General features: G+C 70.1%; 12 protein-coding genes. 7 read left to right on the top strand and 5 right to left on the bottom strand.

Annotated elements, in window-relative coordinates; genetic code table 11:
• The first annotated feature begins 97 nt into the window (after positions 1–97).
• Both KZ686_RS06550 and metG read left to right on the top strand, forming a co-directional pair.
• Entirely contained in the window at positions 98–730 is a 633-nt protein-coding gene (locus tag KZ686_RS06550; RefSeq protein ID WP_023263915.1) for an OmpA family protein, read from the top strand.
• A 311-nt stretch (positions 731–1,041) separates the two neighbouring features.
• On the top strand, positions 1,042–3,126 hold the full coding sequence (gene metG, locus KZ686_RS06545; RefSeq protein ID WP_150084402.1) for a methionine--tRNA ligase: 2,085 nt from the start codon (positions 1,042–1,044) through the stop codon (positions 3,124–3,126).
• A gap of 25 nt (positions 3,127–3,151) precedes the next feature.
• On the opposite strand, the gene bamE is transcribed toward metG, so the two are convergent.
• From bamE to KZ686_RS06530, 3 genes are all read right to left on the bottom strand, one after another.
• Positions 3,152–3,700, bottom strand: a complete 549-nt coding sequence (bamE, locus tag KZ686_RS06540; protein WP_150084404.1) for an outer membrane protein assembly factor BamE domain-containing protein — start codon at positions 3,698–3,700, stop codon at positions 3,152–3,154.
• A 52-nt stretch (positions 3,701–3,752) separates the two neighbouring features.
• On the bottom strand, positions 3,753–8,069 hold the full coding sequence (locus KZ686_RS06535) for a translocation/assembly module TamB domain-containing protein (protein ID WP_265633265.1): 4,317 nt from the start codon (positions 8,067–8,069) through the stop codon (positions 3,753–3,755).
• A gap of 181 nt (positions 8,070–8,250) precedes the next feature.
• Positions 8,251–9,978, bottom strand: coding sequence for an autotransporter assembly complex protein TamA (locus KZ686_RS06530; RefSeq protein ID WP_223819796.1), 1,728 nt, complete (start codon positions 9,976–9,978; stop codon positions 8,251–8,253).
• 359 nt (positions 9,979–10,337) lie between these two features.
• On the opposite strand from KZ686_RS06530, the gene KZ686_RS06525 reads away from it, so the two are divergent.
• From KZ686_RS06525 to panC, 3 genes are all read left to right on the top strand, one after another.
• On the top strand, positions 10,338–10,526 hold the full coding sequence (locus tag KZ686_RS06525) for a DUF3460 family protein (protein WP_149317714.1): 189 nt from the start codon (positions 10,338–10,340) through the stop codon (positions 10,524–10,526).
• A 67-nt stretch (positions 10,527–10,593) separates the two neighbouring features.
• The gene (locus KZ686_RS06520) at positions 10,594–11,472 is read left to right on the top strand and encodes a segregation and condensation protein A (protein WP_149317713.1); all 879 of its coding nucleotides are present in this window, start codon (positions 10,594–10,596) and stop codon (positions 11,470–11,472) included.
• Between the two features lie 47 nt (positions 11,473–11,519).
• A complete protein-coding gene (gene panC / locus KZ686_RS06515; protein WP_149317712.1) occupies positions 11,520–12,368 on the top strand; it encodes a pantoate--beta-alanine ligase in 849 nt (282 codons plus the stop codon).
• Positions 12,369–12,547: 179 nt separating this feature from the next.
• Here panC and KZ686_RS06510 read toward each other — a convergent pair whose 3' ends face one another.
• Positions 12,548–13,747, bottom strand: coding sequence for a PepSY-associated TM helix domain-containing protein (locus KZ686_RS06510; protein WP_265633264.1), 1,200 nt, complete (start codon positions 13,745–13,747; stop codon positions 12,548–12,550).
• A 278-nt stretch (positions 13,748–14,025) separates the two neighbouring features.
• On the bottom strand, positions 14,026–15,600 hold the full coding sequence (locus tag KZ686_RS06505; RefSeq protein ID WP_407648519.1) for a cobyric acid synthase: 1,575 nt from the start codon (positions 15,598–15,600) through the stop codon (positions 14,026–14,028).
• A 262-nt stretch (positions 15,601–15,862) separates the two neighbouring features.
• Between KZ686_RS06505 and cobU the strand changes: the two genes are divergently transcribed.
• Both cobU and cbiB read left to right on the top strand, forming a co-directional pair.
• Positions 15,863–16,582 (top strand): bifunctional adenosylcobinamide kinase/adenosylcobinamide-phosphate guanylyltransferase, encoded by a 720-nt coding sequence (gene cobU / locus KZ686_RS06500; protein WP_150084411.1) that lies wholly within the window; start codon positions 15,863–15,865, stop codon positions 16,580–16,582.
• On the top strand, positions 16,576–17,568 hold the full coding sequence (cbiB, locus tag KZ686_RS06495; RefSeq protein ID WP_265633263.1) for an adenosylcobinamide-phosphate synthase CbiB: 993 nt from the start codon (positions 16,576–16,578) through the stop codon (positions 17,566–17,568). Before cobU ends, cbiB begins: the two co-directional genes overlap by 7 nt.
• The last annotated feature ends 29 nt before the right edge of the window (positions 17,569–17,597 follow it).

The following is a 17,597-nucleotide window of genomic DNA, read 5'->3' as shown; positions in this document are numbered from 1 at the left end:
GAAGCTGCTGGCGCAATTAGGCCAGTGCGTCACAATGCCTCAACCCGAGGCGCAGGCAGCCGCAGTTGAAGCACAACAATCGACAGAAGGAGAAAGCATGAAACTCAAGCTCGTCAGCCTTTCGATCGTCGCCGCACTGGCCGCCGGCTGTGCGACCGAGCAGGGTACGCACACCGCCGTGGGTACCGGTGCGGGCGCCGCCGTGGGCGCCGGCCTGGGCAACCTGATCGGCGGCAACACCAAGGGCACCGTGATCGGCGCGGCCGTCGGCGCCGCCGCGGGCGGTGCGCTGGGCTACAACTGGAACGCGATCCGGGGCAAGCTGAGCCGCGATACCGCCGGCACCGGCACCCAGATCACCGAGCAGCCGGACGGCTCGCTGAAGGTCAATATCCCCAGCCAGGTGACGTTCGATACCGACAGCGCGACCATCAAGCCGTCGTTCCGCTCGGTGCTCGACCAGGTCGCACAGACGCTGAGCCAGCATCAGGACGTCAACGCCACGGTGATCGGCCATACCGACAGCACCGGCAACCCGACCTACAACATGCAGCTGTCCCAGCGCCGCGCCCAGAGCGTGGCCGGCTACCTGGGCGACCGCGGGGTCGCGCGCAACCGCCTGAGCGCCGAGGGCCGGGGCCAGTCCCAGCCCATCGCGGACAACGCCACCGAGGCCGGCCGGGCCCAAAATCGCCGGGTCGAAATTTTTTTGAAACCAATTCAAGGGTGATGGAGTCATAGAAACAGGTACCGCTTGCCACCGTTGCTGGCTCGCGATGGGTGGCTGACCTCCCGGGCGGTACCTGATTTCTCCTCCTTTTCCGTTGTGGAAAGCTGCGCCGGCTCAGACCGGCGCTTTTTTTTGGGCCGCACCTGGTCACGCACCGGGCCGCGCGTTTGCCCGCACGCGTGGCCGCGCGGTCCGCGCCGGCGCCGCGGCCGGTGGCCGCCTCCCCCGCTTGCTAGAATGTCGGTTTTCCGCGCCGGCCCCGCCCGCGCCGCGGAACACCGATATCCAACCGCTTCCCGACCGGCATCCCCATGACAGCACGTCGCATCCTCGTCACATCTGCCCTGCCTTACGCCAACGGCCAGATCCATATCGGCCACCTGGTGGAATACATCCAGACCGATATCTGGGTCCGCTTCCAGCGCATGATGGGCAACGAGGTTTATTACGTGGGCGCCGACGATACGCACGGCACGCCCGTGATGCTGCGCGCGGAAAAGGAAGGCATCACGCCGAAGCAACTGATCGACCGGGTGTGGAACGAGCACAAGCGCGACTTCGACAGCTTCCTGGTCTCGTTCGACAACTACTACAGCACCGACTCCGAGGAGAACCGGCTGCTGTGCGAGAAGATCTACCTGGCGCTGAAGGCGGAGGACCTGATCGCCGAGCGCGACGTCGAGCAGTTCTACGATCCGGTCAAGAACATGTTCCTGCCGGACCGCTTCATCAAGGGCGAGTGCCCCAAGTGCGGCGCCAAGGACCAGTACGGCGACTCCTGCGAGGTCTGCGGCACCACCTATGTGCCGACCGACCTGAAGAACCCGTACTCGGTGGTGTCGGGCGCCACGCCGGTGCGCAAGTCCTCGACCCACTATTTCTTCAAGCTGTCCGATCCGCGCTGCGAGAGCTTCCTGCGCGAGTGGGTGGCCGACCTGGCCCAGCCGGAAGCCAGCAACAAGATGCAGGAATGGCTGGGCGGCGACGGCGAGGCTTCGACGCTGTCGGACTGGGACATCTCGCGCGACGCGCCCTATTTCGGCTTCGAGATCCCCGGCGCGCCGGGCAAGTTCTTCTACGTCTGGCTGGACGCGCCGATCGGCTACTACGCCAGCTTCAAGAACCTGTGCGAGCGCAAGGGCATCGACTTCGACGCCTGGGTCGGCCCGCATTCGACCGCCGAGCAATACCACTTCATCGGCAAGGACATCCTGTACTTCCACACGCTGTTCTGGCCGGCGATGCTGCGTTTCTCGGGCTACCGCACGCCCACCAATGTGTTCGCGCACGGCTTCCTGACCGTCGACGGCGCCAAGATGAGCAAGTCGCGCGGCACCTTCATCACCGCGCAGAGCTATATCGACACCGGCATGAACCCGGAATGGCTGCGCTACTACTTCGCCGCCAAGCTGAACGCCAGCATGGAAGACCTGGACCTGAACCTGGACGACTTCGTCTCGCGGGTCAACAGCGACCTGATCGGCAAGTACGTCAACATCGCCAGCCGGGCGGCGGGGTTCCTGGTCAAGCGCTTCGACGGCCGCGTCGACGACGCCGCGCTGTCGCACCCGCTGCTTGAGCAGCTGCGCCAGGCCGCGCCGCAGATCGCGCAGCTGTACGAGGGCCGCGAATACAGCAAGGCGCTGCGCCTGGTGATGGAGCTGACCGACGCCGTCAACGCCTTCGTCGATGCCGAGAAGCCGTGGGAACTGGCCAAGGACGAGGCGAAACGCCCGGCCCTGCATGCCGCCTGCTCGGTGTCGCTGGAAGCGTTCCGCCTGCTGACGGTCTACCTGAAGCCCGTGGTGCCCAACGTCGCGGCCGGCGTCGAGGCCTTCCTCAATGTCGAGCCGCTGGACTGGCGCGCGATCGACCGGCAGCTGAGCAGCGCCAGCCCGATCAAGCCGTACTCGCACCTGATGACACGCGTGGACGCCAAGCAGATCGAGGCGCTGCTGGCCGCCAACCGCGACTCGCTGCAGGCCGCGCCGGCGGCCGGCGCGGCCGGAGCCGAGGCCGGCAATGCCGCCCCCGCCGGCATCGAGCCCATCGCCGACACCATCACGATCGACGATTTCGCCAAGGTCGACCTGCGCGTGGCGCGCATCGTCGAATGCAGGAAGGTCGAGGGCTCGAACAAGCTGCTGCAGCTGACGCTGGACCTGGGCGAGGGCAAGACGCGCAACGTCTTCTCGGGCATCCAGTCGGCCTACCAGCCGGAGCAGCTGGTCGGCAAGCTGACCGTGGTGGTCGCCAACCTGGCACCGCGCAAGATGAAGTTCGGCCTGTCCGAAGGCATGGTGCTGGCGGCCTCGGCGGCCGACGAGAAGGCGGCGCCGGGCCTCTACATCCTCGAACCGCATGCCGGCGCGGTGCCCGGCATGCGCATTCGCTGATCGCCTCGCGCGTGCGAGGGCGGCGTCAGCCGCCCTGCACCTTCGACGGATCGTCGCTGCGCGAGGTATGCGTGACGAGCCCGTCCGTGCCGAAGTGCACGTTGAAGAAGGCCTTGTCCTGCGAGGTCTCCCACCAGCGGTAGCCCCACACGGTTTCCTGCTTCAGGCGGAAGGCCTCGATCTTCGTGGGCTTGCCCAGCATGCGGCGGACGCTGTCCTGGCTCATGCCGGCACGCACGCGCTGGAAGTTCTCCGCCGTCAGCACCTGTTCGATCGCGCCGACCTTGCCGTCGGCGCCGATCGTCACCATCCAGGTGGTGGCGCCCTCGGGCCCGCGCGGATATTCGAGGCGGCGCGCACCGTTCTCCTCTTCCCAGACGATCTCGGGCCGGCCGGCCTGGCGGCGCACGTCGTCCTCGCTGGAGACGCCCGGCTCGATCCCCTTGAACAGCTGGCTGTCGGGCTGGACCGACTGCCAGGCCGAGCGCGCGGCGTCGCCCGCCTTGTTCAGCGCCTCGTCGACCTTGCGCTGGTCGCAGCCGAACAGCGCCAGCACCGAAGCGATCAGTCCCATCGCTGCCACTCCGCGCGCGGACCGGCGGCCCGCACCCACGCCGTTGCCTCGCTCATCGCTTGATGGCCTCGGCAGGCCCCTCCGGTGGCGTGGGCGGATTGTCGACGTCGCCGCCGGTGCTTCCCGTACTTGCATCCTGCTCTCTCCTGGCGCCCTCGCGCCGTGGTGACGATCCTGAAAATAGCTGGCTCCAGCTGTCGAAACGCCGGTTGAACAGCAGCGACAGCCCGTTGATGGTGCCGCCGCGCGCGATCAGCGACCAGCGCCGCGAGAAGGCCCAGGTCACCTTGGCGACGTTGGCCGCCGACGTCAGGCTCTGCTCGTAGCCGACCGAAATCTTCTCGCTGACCGCCTTGCCGACGCTGACCACCTGCTGCTCGTTCAAACCCGCGGTGCTCGGACCGATCGAGAATTCGTCGATGCCGAAGCGCTGCACCACGCCCTTGCCGGCCTTCGAGCCCAGCATGCCCAGCGCCGCGCCGCCCAGCGCCGCACCGCCCAGCGCCGCCCCGCTCAGTTGTTGTTGCTGCCCGGCCGTGCTGCTGTCGGCGCCGTAGCCGAACATCAGCCACGACAGCTTGTCCTCGTCCGGCACGTTGGGCTCGGACACCAGCCGCACGCGCGGCAGCCGTACCGTGCCGGTGACCTCGACGCCCGCCTCGACCTCCTGGTTCAGCCGCATCGCGCGGATATTCAGATTCGGATTGCCGACCGGGCCATTGAAATTGACGATGCCGCGCGTGATCTGCAGCCGCCGGCCGAAGGCCTCGTAGGTGCCGTCGACCACCCGCACGGTGCCGGTGACCCGCATCGGCGTCAAGGGCTCGCTGTTGACGCCCAGGCGCCCGGCCAGCAGCAGATCCGCTCCCGCGCCGCGGAAGCGGAAGCGGTCCCCCAGGTCCACCGACAGGTCGATGACCGGGGCGAAGCGGCTGGTCGGCTGCGACTCCGGCACCGCCGGCGTGGCGGCGGTGCGCACCTCGCGCTCGGCGCGCCGGTCCGACTTGCGCACGATCACCACGTCGTCGCCCAGCACCGGCGCGCCAGCCTTTGGCAGGTCGAACAACCCGCGATCGACGCGGAACTTGCCGCGGATCACGAACTGCCGGTTCTCGTTGGCCATGTCGGCGTTGCCGGACACCACCAGCGTGCGCTCGGGACTGGCGAACAGCTCCAGCCGGTCGGCGACGATGCGGGCACGCAGCGTCGGATCGGTTTCGCCGAGCCGCACGTTGCCGCTGGCGGTCAGCGTCCCGTCGCCGCCGCGGAACAGGACCTGGCGCAGCTCGATCACGTTGCGGTCGAGCACGATGCGCACGATGCCGTCAGTCAGGCGGATGCCCTGGTCGTACAGCGTGATGGCCAGGCCGTCGCCGTTGATGGTGCCGGTCAGCACCGGCGCGCCGATCGTGCCGGCCAGCTGCATCGCGGCCGCCAGCCGGCCGTCGAACGCGTATTGCGGACCGGTCAGGGCCTCCAGCGCCTTGAGCCGCGGCACATCGAAGGCGACCTGGCCGCCCAGCGCCGAGGCCGGCGTCACCGTCAGCACGCCCTGCTCGGGCATCAGGCCGGCGAAGGCGTCGACCCTGGCGGTACCCAGGCGCGACGACACCACGTTGCCGCGCAGCTGCAGGCGGGTGCCGGCGGCTTCGGCGCGCAGCACGGTGTCGCCCAGCCCCAGCGTGGTGTAGCCCCGGCCGGCGTTGACCGACAGGTCGCCGCTGCGGCGCCGTAGCTCGGCAAAGCCGGATGCGGTCTCGGCCAGGTTCAGGTTCCACTGGCCGTCCAGTATCAGATCCGAGCGCAGCGGTGGCGCATCGCCGGTGAAGGCCTCCGCCAGCGCGAGCAGATGGCCGACCTGCAGGCCATTGAGCGCGCCCTGGGTCCGGATGCGGCCGCGGTCCCAATCCAGGCGGTCCAGGGCAATGGTGCCGCGGGCCAGCTGCAGCCGCGTCTGCCCCAGGGTCAGCTTCTGCGCGCCGGCGCTGACGGCGACCGGCGTCAGCAGCTTCAGTTCGACGGTGCCGCGCTCCTCCAGCGTGCTGACCGTGCCGGTCCAGGTGCCGTTCTTCCAGCTGCCCTGCCCCGCGGCCTGCAATTGCAGCGGCCGGCGCCGCATGCGGCCCTCGCCTTCGACGTTGAAGCTGTGCCTGGCCTGCGTGCCGTCGAGGCTCGCCTGCAGCGTGCTCATCGACAATTGCGGACCGCGATAGCCGCGCGCGTCCAGCCGCAGCCGCAGCGGACCGTCGATGCCGCCGCGCAGATCGGCGTTGCCGCTGGCGCTCTCGACGCGGTGCGGACCCATCGACAGCGTGCGGGCATCGTAGGTTGCCGTGATTTCCGGCCGTTGCCAGGTGCCGCTGACCTGGGCGTCGAGCTTGAGCGTGCCGCCGACGCCGAACTTGAGCCGATCGAGCTGCGGCGCGTCGACGGCCACTGTCATGCGGTCGCCGCGCGCGCCGAAGCTGCCGCGCAGGTCGGCGCGGTTGCCGGCCATCGACAGCGTCGCCTCGCTCGGCAGCAGACGCTGTCCGGCCAGCCGGACCTTGCCGCCGCCGGTCATCGGCAGCCCCGCGTATTCGCTGTCGCCGATCGAGAAGTCCGCCGCCACGCGCGGCTCGCCGGCCAGCGTGCCGGAGGCGTCGAAGTTCGCGTTGATGCGGCCCTTGGCGACGCTCGCCAGCCGCGCCGGGTCCAGATCGCTGATGCGGCCCTTGAAGCTGAACGGCTGCTGGTCCTTCAGCCCGAGCCTGCCCTCGGCGTGCAGGCTGCCCTGCGCGACGCCCAGGCGCAGCGCGGCCAGCGTGACGGCGTCGGCATCGATGCGCGCGTCGGCGAACAGCTTCAGCTCGCCGCCGCCGAGGTCCAGCGCGACGCTCTGGCGGCCCGGCTCCAGCCGCACGATTACGGGGCCCGACAGCTTCGCGCTGCGCAGCTTGCCGTGCAGCGCATGCGGATCGAGCCGGCGCACGTCCAGATCGAAGCCGCCGCGGCCCTCGCGCAGCGAACCGCTGCCGACGATCTCGCCATTGCCGGCCAGCGCCACGCGCAGGTCGCGGACATGCTGGGCGGCCTCGCTCAGCTCGACCGTGGCGCGCAGCGACTGCACCGGCAGCCGCTCCGCGTCGAGCGGTCCGGGCTCGTGATTGCGGATGGAGACTTCGCCGGCCACGGTCAGCGGCGCGGCGGCCGGTGCCGCCGAGGGCGATGGTTGCGGGGCCGACGCCGCCGGAACGCTGGCCGCAGGGGTCGATCGCGCCGACGTGGCCGGAACACTGGCCGCGGGAGCCGATGGCGTCGACGCTGCCGGAACACTCGGAACACTCGCCGGAGGAGCCGAGGGCGCCGGCGCCGCCGGAACACTGGCCGGCGCGGACGCGGCCTCCGGCGCAGCGGGCGCCGCCGCGCCACCGCTGCCGTCCACCGGCCGCAACTCCGCATGCACCGACAGGTTCGCCTGCGGCGCGGCAGGGTTGAACAGCCGCGGATTGATGCGCTCGCCGTCTACCCGCAGGCGCGTGAACGGCACCTGCCCGAACGGCGTCAGTTCGATCTCGCCGCGGCCGCGCAGGCGGTCGCCGCTCGCCTCGACGTCCGCCCGCAGCGCCTCCAGCGTGCCGTCGGCGCGCGCGCTGACGTTGTAGGCCTCCTTCTCCCACTCGCCTTCGAGCAGCGCCTCGCCGTTCAGCGCGAACGGCGCCTCGCCGGCGATCTGCGCGTTGGCCGACAGCTTGCCGTAGGGCGTGACCAGCCGATCGACGGTCAGCCGGTGCCGGGTGCCGTCCGTATGCAGGGCCGCCGACAGATCGGAAAACACCAACGGCGACGCGGTGGCCTCCGGCCCGCGCAGGATCGACAACCGCGCCAGCGTCAGCGCATCGACATCGATCGCCAGCGGCAGCGACAGCGACTCGGGCAAGGTCGGCGGCGGCTGGTCGGGCTTGTCCTCGGACGGCGGCAGCCGCACGTCGACGTTGCCCAGCCGCAGCGCGGCCACGTGCAGCCGCGTCCGGCCGGGGCCGAGATGCCAGGCCAGCGACCAGCTGCCGTCGAGGCGGTCCACGCTGACGCGGGTGTCGCCCTGCGCGAACACCACGTCGCGCAGCTGCAGGCCGCGCGCGAAGGTGCCGCCCTGGTACTGGCCGACCAGTACGCCGGCCGACAGCCGGGTCGCCAGCGACCACAGCTCGCGCGAGCCGCGCTCCGTGCGCAGCGCCGCGCCGAGCACGACCGCCAGCAGCACGATCAGCGCCACCAGCGCGAGCAGCACGATGCCGAACACGCGCAGCCAGCGCCGGCGGCGCGGCTGCGGCGCGCGCGGCGTCTCGCTGCCGCGGGCGGGAACGGAAGGCAGGTCGGGCGTGCTCATGCGCCGGGACTCGGGAAATCGGCGGGGACGGGGGCGATCGCAGCGGCCGAAACCATCGGAGCCATCGGCGCCATCAGAGGCATCGAAGCCATCGATGCAACCGGAGCTATCGAAGCGATCCAGGCGCCCCCGACAATCGCCTCATGCGCCGGTGCCGGCCGGCACGAAGGACGCATCGCCATCAGAATGCCACTCCCAGCGAGATATGCGGGCGGAATTGCCGCTCCTGGATGCCGTAGCCCACGTCGAGCTGGACCGGTCCCACCGGACTGCGCCAGCGCGCGCCGATGCCGACGCCGTGGTAGATCCGCACGCCGTCGAGGTTGTTGGTGGCCGTGCCGGCGTCCCAGAAGATCGCCGCGCCCCAGTCCGGCTTGAACCAGTACTGGTACTCCAGGCTGGTGGTGGCCAGGTACTTGGCCGGCAGCACGCTGGTGCCCCGCCGCGTGCCGATGGACTGGAAGCCGTAGCCGCGGATCGAATCGGTGCCGCCGGCGCGGAAGCGCAGCGTGGCGGGAATCTTGTCGGCGCTGCCGCTGGTCAGGTCCGCGCCAAGCTCGAGCCGGGCGACGATCAGGTCGCGGGTGCGCACCGGGATGTATTGCCGGATGCGGCCGTACAGGCGGACGAAGCTCTGGTCGGTCAGCAAGCCCTCCACCGCCGCGCCGATCTGGGTGTTGATGATATTGCCGCGGCGCGGGAACACCGGATTGTCGACATCGCGGCGGGTCCACGCGTATTGCGGCACCAGCGCCTTGCTCAGCTGGCGCGGCTGGTCGTACGGCTGCAGGTCGTCGTAGAAGAAATCGAGCGACAGCGCGGTGTCGTAGCGCTCGCGCGTGCGGGCGCGGCGCACGCCGGTACGCCAGCTCCGGGTGTCGGTATTCTCGATATCCAGCGTGCGCTCGTAGCTGGCGTAGACGCTGTTGCGGTAGGTCTTGCTGTCGGGCGGCATCGCCACCTCGGCGAAGGCGTATTGCCGCTTCTGCTCGATGCGGGCCTGCGAATCGAAGATCCAGGCGCGGTTGAACAGGTTGTAGTACGCGTAGCGCCCCTCGACCTGCGCGCCGGTATCGGTGTTGTAGCCGACGCCGGAGACGATCCGATGCACCGGATACTCGCGCACCCGCACATTGACCGGCGCAGTCACCGTGTCGCCATTGCCGTCGGCGTCCGGCACCGGATCGCCGAGCTCGACCAGCACATTGGAGAAGTACGGCTGGTTCTGGATCGCCCGCTGCAACTCCAGCAGCCGCTCGACGCGATAGGGCTCGCCGACGTACAGCGGATTGACGTTGCGCACGATCTGCTCGGGATAGCGCCGCGTGCCGCTGACCACCAGCGCGCCCATGCGGTAGGCCGGGCCGCTGTCGTAGGTCGCGCTCAGATCGGCGGCGCGCTCCTCGGGCTCGATGCGCGCCTGCGAGGCGGCCAGCTTCGCGCCGTAGTAGGCGTTGCTCTGCAGCTCGACCAGCGCGTCTTCCTTGGCCTTGTCCCAGTCGGACTGGCGAAACGGATCGCCGACCGGCAGGCCCCACTTCTTGCGCATCGCCTCGACCTGCTCGGGCGATCGCGTGGCGGCGGGCCCGCGCACATCGACATCGACGTGGCGGATCAGCGTGCGGGCGCCCGGGTCGACCGTCACGTGGATCACGCGGCTGTCGCCGCTGCCCTCGACACGGGTGGTGGTCTGCGGATCGAACCAGCCTTCGGTGGCGGCGAAGGCCCGGACCTGGTCGCCAACCGTTTCGATCATGTACGCGATCTGGTCCTCGCCCAGGTCGGCCCGTTCGCGATAGCGGACCAGGTCCAGATGCTCTTCGAGGATGTCCTTCAGCGGCTCGGGCGCCTCCACCTGGACCCGGTAGGCCGCCTGGACCGGCGCCGGCAGCAGGACGAACAGCAGCACGAGCAGCGGGGCCAGCAGCGGGGCGAGCAGAGGAGTCGGCGGGCGAGCCGGCGGGGGAGGCAGGTGGGGAGCCAGGGAGGGTGCCGGCTGCGCGGCCAACCGCCGGGCAAACCACCGCGACGCCTGCGCGGACGCCACCGCGCCGCTGCCCCGGGGGCGGCGGAATCCGATGCGCATGATCCCGAGGTCCAATATCATCCGTCGTTGCGATCCGACAAAGTCGCTATTTGACCACACCCCACGGCCCGATCCCCAAACCCCGAGCGCCCCAGGCCGGCAAAGCCCGCCCCGGCATGGCAATACGGTAGAATCGCGGCAGTTTTCCATTCCCCTATAGCATTCTGTATAGCTTTCCTGCCATGGCCATGTACGAATCCGAGATCACCCAGTTCCTGAAGGCGCTCAAGCAGGAGCGCCCGTCGCTGGAGGCGGAACAGCGCCAAGGCCGCGCCCTGCTGTGGGACAAGGCCCCGATCGACCTCGAGGAGCGCCAGCGCGCCGAGGCATCGCGGGTCCCGCAGAAGCCCTACGTCTACTCGCTGGACTGATGCCGGCACGCATCCCGGCGCCGCGGCCCCGGCCGACCGCCGCGATGCGTGCGCAACCGCCCCACTCATGAACCATAGCGAACAGGACAAGCTCGCGCTCGCGCTCGAGCTGCCCAGCGTGGCGCCCGAGGGCGCCTCGCCGGACACGGTCGACGGCATGGCGTTCGCGCGCCTGTACGGCGAGCCGCTGTTCCAGCTGCCGCAGGATCTGTATATCCCGCCCGACGCGCTCGAGATCTTCCTCGAAGCGTTCGAAGGGCCGCTGGACCTGCTGCTGTACCTGATTCGCAAGCAGAACTTCAATGTGCTCGACATTCCGATGTCGCAGGTCACGCACCAGTACCTGGCGTATGTCGAGCAGATCCGCAAGAGCAATCTGGAGCTGGCGGCCGAATACCTGCTGATGGCCGCGATGCTGATCGAGATCAAGTCGCGCATGCTGCTGCCGGTCAAGAAGGCCGACAGCGACGAGGACGCCGAAGACCCGCGCGCCGAGCTGGTGCGCCGGCTGCTCGAATACGAGCAGATGAAGCTCGCCGCGCAGAAGCTCGATCAGGTGCCGCAGCTGGGCCGCGATTTCCTGCGCTCGCAGGTCTACATCGAGCAGAGCCTGGCGCCGCGCTTCCCCGACGTCGACACCACCGACCTGCAGGCCGCCTGGGCCGACGTGCTCAAGCGCGCCAAGCTGAACCAGCACCACAAGATCTCGCGCGAGGAACTGTCCGTGCGCGAGCACATGAGCCAGATCCTGCGCCGGCTGCAGCATGCCCGCTTCATGGAGTTCACCGAGCTGTTCGAGGATGCGATCCGCTCGGGCAAGGGCGTGCCGGTGGTGGTGGTCAATTTCATCGCGATGCTCGAGCTGTCGCGCGAGTCCCTGGTCGAAATCACCCAGGCCGAGCCCTATGCGCCGATCTACGTGCGCCTGGCCTATACCCCCGCATAGCCCCGGCATCGCCGCGCGCTTTTCCTGACGAGCAGTACACCGCATCCATGAAAGTCATTTCCTCCATTCACGAGCTGCGCGACCAGTTGCGCGGCCAGAACCGGATCGCCTTCGTCCCGACCATGGGCAATCTGCACGAAGGCCATCTGTCGCTGATGCGGCTGGCGCGCCAGCATGGCGATCCGGTGGTGGCCTCGATCTTCGTCAATCGGCTGCAGTTCGGTCCCAACGAGGATTTCGACAAGTATCCGCGCACGCTGCAGGACGACATCGAGAAGCTGCAGAAGGAAGGCGTCTACGTGCTGTTCGCGCCCACCGAGCGCGACATGTACCCGGAACCGCAGGAATACCGCGTCGATCCGCCGCACGACCTGGGCGACATCCTGGAGGGCGAGTTCCGCCCGGGCTTCTTCAATGGCGTCTGCACGGTGGTGATGAAGCTGTTCTCGTGCGCGCAGCCGCGCGTCGCGGTGTTCGGCAAGAAGGACTACCAGCAGCTGATGATCGTGCGGCGCATGGCAAACCAGTTCGCGCTGCCGATCGACATCGTGCCGGCCGAGACCGTGCGGGCCGAGGACGGCCTGGCACTGTCGTCGCGCAACCGCTATCTGTCGCCGGACGAGCGGGCCGAGGCGCCGATGCTCTACCGCACGCTGCATCAGGTGCGCGACCAGGTGCTGGCCAACGCCGGCCGCGGTCTCGAACTGACCGCGGTCGAGGCGCAGGCGCTCGATGCGCTGAAGGCCCGCGGCTGGAAGCCCGACTACGTGTCGATCCGCAAGCGCAGCAATCTGCAGGCACCGAGCCGCGATGAATACGCGGCCGGCGAACCGCTGGTGGTGCTGGCCGCCGCCAAGCTCGGCGCCACGCGCCTGATCGACAATCTGGAAATCTAGCGGGCGAGGCCGGCGGCGCCAGGCCCGCCGGCCCTGTCCCCCTTTCCGCCTTTCCCCCTTTCCCGCCTTCCCCGCTCCCGCTTTCCCGACTCCGTGTCAGCGCCCGTCCCGCGCGCGCAGGGACCGGCACGGCTGCTGCCGGCCGCGCCCGGGCGAAATCGCAAGGGCGCTGCACGGCGTCAGCGGCGTACTGCCTGCCGCTGCTCGGTCTTCTTCAGATGGCGCCGGTGGCCGCGCTGGCGCTTCCACCAGATCAGCACGCCGGTCAGCGCAAACAGCAGCGGCGCCAGCCCGAACGCGGAGATGAAGATGCGGCCCGGCATGCCGAACGCCTCGCCGGTATGCAGCGGATACATCCAGTTCAGCACGGTGTCGCCGGCCGGCGCGGCGAGCGGATCGCGCACGCCGAGGCGGGCACCGGTATAGGCATCGAGCCACAGCCGGGTCGCGCCGCTGCCCTGGCGCACCTCGCCCCGCTGGCGCAGCCGGATCTCGTAGACATCGGTCGGCTGGCGCGGGAAGGTCACGCGCGACACGATCGCCTCCGGGTACAGCGCCTGGGCTGCCTGCACGGCCTGCTGCGTGCCCATCGGCATGGCCCCCTCGTAGGGCGGCGTGGACGCCGGCCGTGCCGGCGCGGTGACCGTCATCACGCTGCCGACCAGCGGCGTGACCCACTTCGGCAGATTCAGATACCAGCCGGAAAACGCGATCGTCGCCAGCACCGGCGCGGCCAGGATGCCGCCGGCGCGATGCAGCGAATAGTTCAGCCGCCACCACGAGCCGCCGTGCGTGATGCGAAACGCCTGCAGGATCGCGCGCGCCTTCAGCTTGGGCCACCACAGCGCGATGCCGGCCAGCACCGTGAACAGCAGCAGCATGCCGCCCACGCCGGCCACGGTCTTGCCGGTATCGCCGGCGAGCAGATAGTGATGCAGATGGAAGAGCGTGGGCATCAGCAACGGGCGCGACAGCCCGGGCTCGCCCCAGACGCGTTCGCCCTTGATCGCCAGCGTGGCCGGATCGATCATCACCTGGCGCGAGCGGCCCGGCACCGGGGCGGCCTTGCCCGGCTCCTTGACGTGATACCAGGCGATGAAGACGTCGCGCTCCGACACCGGCAGCATCAGCATCCTCGGCTTGCCGTATTGCGGATCGGCCTTCAGCTTCGCGACGACTTCCTGCACGGCGTCGGCACGCAGCGGCAGCGACACCGGCGCGGAGGCCACCAGCAGCTCGGGATTGAGCGCGGCGTCGATCTCGTGGCGCCACGACAGCACGGTGCCCGTCAGGCCCAGCAGCACGAACAGCACGCCGAGCCACAGGCCGATATACAGATGGAGTTTGACGAGCAGGACGCGCAGGCGGCCGGTAACCATGGTGTGGAACGATGGCGCGGCCGGCCGATACCGGCGCGCACTACGAGGCTGACAAAGCCGACAAGTGTAGCAGGCCGGTCTTGCGGGACGTCGGCCGGCGCCTCGATCTGGGCGATGCCGGCGCCGCGCTCGGACCGCGCCCGTGGCTTCGGCCGGCGGCTGGTCTCAGTTGGCCGCCTCAGGTAACGGCTGGCCTCGGCCGGCCGCCGGCTTCTGCTCGCGGCTTGCCTGTCGGTGGCCGCTTCACCGCGCGGCGCGCTTCAGGCCTCGGGCCGACCTCAGCTTGCAGCCGGCCGCAGCGGCGCCAGCAAGGCGCTCAGGTCCAGATGCGCGGCCATCGTATCGGCGAGGCGTTCGAGCGATGCTTCGCGCAGCGCGGCCAGGTCGACTCCGTCGGCGCCATCCAGACCGGCCCAGCGCAGCAACGCTGCACAGCCCGCCGGATCGTCGAACAGCCCATGCAGATAGGTGGCCAGCACCTGGCCATCGTCGGACAGCGCACCGTCGGCGCGGCCGTCGTCAAGCCGCAGCGCGGGCCGCGCCAGCGCCGGGCCTTCGGTGACGCCCAGATGGATCTCGTAGCCGGCAACGCTGGCGTCCGCCTGCGGCAGGGCCAGCGTGCCGCGCGCCTGGCGCAACTGCTTGTCGGCGGCCAGCACGGTGGCGTAGTCGAGCAGGCCCAGCCCGTCGCTGCCGCCGGGCGCACCCTCCCTTCCGTCCGGATCCTCGATGCGGCGCCCCAGCATCTGCATGCCGCCGCAGATGCCGACGACCTTGCCGCCATAGCGCAGATGCCGCAGCAGCGCGCGGTCCCAGCCCTGCTCGCGCAGGAACGCCAGATCGGCGCGCACGCTCTTGCTGCCCGGCAGCACGATCAGATCGGCAGGCGGGATCGGCATGCCAGGGCCGATCCAGCGCAGGTCCACGCGTGGATGGGCGCGCAGCGCGTCGAAATCGGTATGGTTCGAAATGCGCGGCAGCACCGGCACGATCACGCGCAGGCGCGGCGCGCCCTCATCCTTGGCCGACTGCGTGGCGGCCACCGCGTCCTCGGCATCCAGATGCAGGCCATGCAGATAGGGCAGCACGCCCAGCACGGGCTTGCCGGTGCGCGCACGCAGCCAGTCCAGCCCCGGTTCCAGCAGCCCGATATCGCCGCGGAAGCGATTGATGATGAAGCCCTTGACGCGCGCGCGCTCGCTGGCCGACAGGCAGTCCAGCGTGCCGACCAGATGCGCGAACACGCCGCCGCGGTCGATATCGGCGACCAGCACCACCGGGCAATCGACCGCCTCGGCAAAGCCCATGTTGGCGATGTCGCGCTCGCGCAGATTGACCTCGGCCGGGCTGCCCGCGCCTTCGACCAGCACCACGTCGTAGCCCTCGCGCAGGCGCCGGTGCGAGGCCAGCACGGCCTGCATCGCGACCGGCTTGTACGCGTGATAGGCGCGGGCATCGAGGTCCAGCCGGGCGCGGCCATGGATGATGATCTGCGCACCGGTGTCGCTGCTCGGCTTGAGCAGCACCGGGTTCATGTCGGTGTGCGGCGCCAGCCCGGCCGCCTGGGCCTGCAGCGCCTGCGCGCGGCCGATTTCGCCGCCGTCGGCGGTGACGGCGCTGTTCAGCGCCATGTTCTGCGGCTTGAACGGGGCCACCCGTACCCCGGCACGCGCCAGCAGCCGGCACAGGCCCGCCACCACGGTGCTCTTGCCGGCGTCGGAGGTCGTGCCCTGGATCATCAGCGTGCCGCGCAACAGCGAGGCGTAGGGAATGGGGACGGCCGGTGCGTGGTAGGCGGCGTCGGCTGAGCCTGCTGCTTCGGGGGGATCGGTCGGATCGGGATAGGCTTGCATCGCGGCGATTATCGCATCGGCCCATGCCCGGCCATCGCCATCCTGCGCCTGGCCCTGGGGCCGACCGCCGCACCGGTCCCCACACCGATCCGCCGCATCGATCCGCCACATCGATCCGCCGCATCGATCCGCCACATCGATCCGTCACATCGATCCGCCACATCGTTCTGCCGCATCGATCCCTCGCCTCGGTCCCCGCACCACACCGAGCCCCGCGCCGATCCGCCCTGGCAGCACGCGATGCGCCCGCTACAATACCCGGATGGAACCCAAGGCCCCTCCTCACGCCGGCACCGGCCCCGCCGACACGCCGTCCGACGTCGCGCTGCCCACCGGCGAAGCGGCCATCGCGGTGGCCACCCAGACGGCCGTCGGCCTGCCCAGGCCCGGGCCGCGCGAGCTGACGCTGGTGCTGGGTGGCGCGCGCTCCGGCAAGAGCCACTTCGCCGAGCAGCTGGCCACCGATCACGCCCTGGCCACCGGCGGTCCGGTGACCTATATCGCCACCGCGCGCGAGGACCCGGACGACACCGACGAGGAGATGCAGCTGCGCATCGCGCTGCATCGCGCGCGGCGCCCCGCCGACTGGAACCTGGTCGAGGAGCCGCTGCATCTGGCCGACGCGCTGTACGCGCATGCCCGCCGCGAGGGCTGCATCCTGGTCGACTGCATGACGGTCTGGCTCAACAACCTGATCTTCCTCGACAAGCGTGCCTATCCCGAGCACGGCGTCATCACGCCGCCGCCGGCCTTCACCGAGGAGATGGACGCGCTGCTGGCCGCGCTGCCGACGCTGCCCGGCCACGTGATCCTGGTTTCCAACGAGATCGGCTTCGGCGTGGTGCCGATGGGCGCGATCACCCGCTTCTACGTCGACGAACTCGGCCGCCTGAACCAGAAGCTGGCCGCCGCCGCGGACCGCGTGCGCCTGCTGGTCGCCGGCCTGCCGGTCGCGATCAAGGGACCGGACCCGGCATGGTGAGTTCGCTGTGGCCCGCGGCGCCGCTGGCGCCGGGCGCCGCCATTGCGCTGACGGCCCTCGCAGGGGCGGGACTCGACCGCTGGCTCGGCGAGCCGCGCCGCTGGCATCCGCTGGTCGGCTTCGGGCGACTGGCCAATGCCGCCGAGCGCGCGCTGAACCGGCCGGGACCTCGCTGGCGCCAACGTGGCATCGGATTGATGGCCTGGTCCGTGCTGGTGCTCGGACCCGCGGCGCTGGCCGCGCTGCTGATCGCTGCCGCCACCGAACTTGCCGGTGCCTGGCTGGGCTGGCTGCTGCATGCGCTGGGCCTGTATGCCACGCTGGGCGCGCGCAGCCTGTGCCAGCATATCGAACCGATCGCCAGCGCACTGGCCGACGGGAACCTGCCGCAAGCACGCCAGCTGACCGCGCGCATCGTCTCGCGCGACACCGCGGACGCCGATGCGCCCGCACTGGCCCGCGCGGCCTGCGAATCGGCACTCGAGAACGGCAACGACGCGATCTTCGGCGCGCTGTTCTGGTTCCTGATCGGCGGCGCCCCGGCGGCGATCGCCTATCGGCTCGCCAATACGCTCGATGCGATGTGGGGCTACCGGACCGAGCGCCTGCTGCATTTCGGCTGGGCCGCGGCCCGCCTCGACGATCTGCTGAATCTGATTCCCGCGCGGCTGACCGCGCTGTCCTATGCGCTGCTCGGCTCGACCGCGCGCGCCCTGCGCTGCTGGCGCGTGCAGGCCCCGGCGTGGTCCAGTCCGAACGCCGGCCCCGTGATGGCGGCGGGCGCCGGTGCCCTCGGTGTCGCGCTCGGCGGTCCGGCCCGCTACCACGGCCAGTGGGAAGCGCGTCCGCCGCTGGGCGAAGGCCAGCCGCCGGGCGCCGCCGACGTACTGGCCAGCCTGCGGCTGGTGCGGCGAACGCTGTGGCTTTGGCTGGCCCTGGCCGTCGCGTACGGCATCGTCGCCCAGTGTTTGGCGCTGTCGCGATGAACCATCCGCATCCCTTGCCCCCTCCGATC

This window comes from Cupriavidus cauae (assembly GCF_026210475.1).
In the GTDB taxonomy this organism is placed as follows: domain Bacteria; phylum Pseudomonadota; class Gammaproteobacteria; order Burkholderiales; family Burkholderiaceae; genus Cupriavidus; species Cupriavidus cauae.
This window is presented reverse-complemented; position numbering and strand designations above follow the sequence as displayed.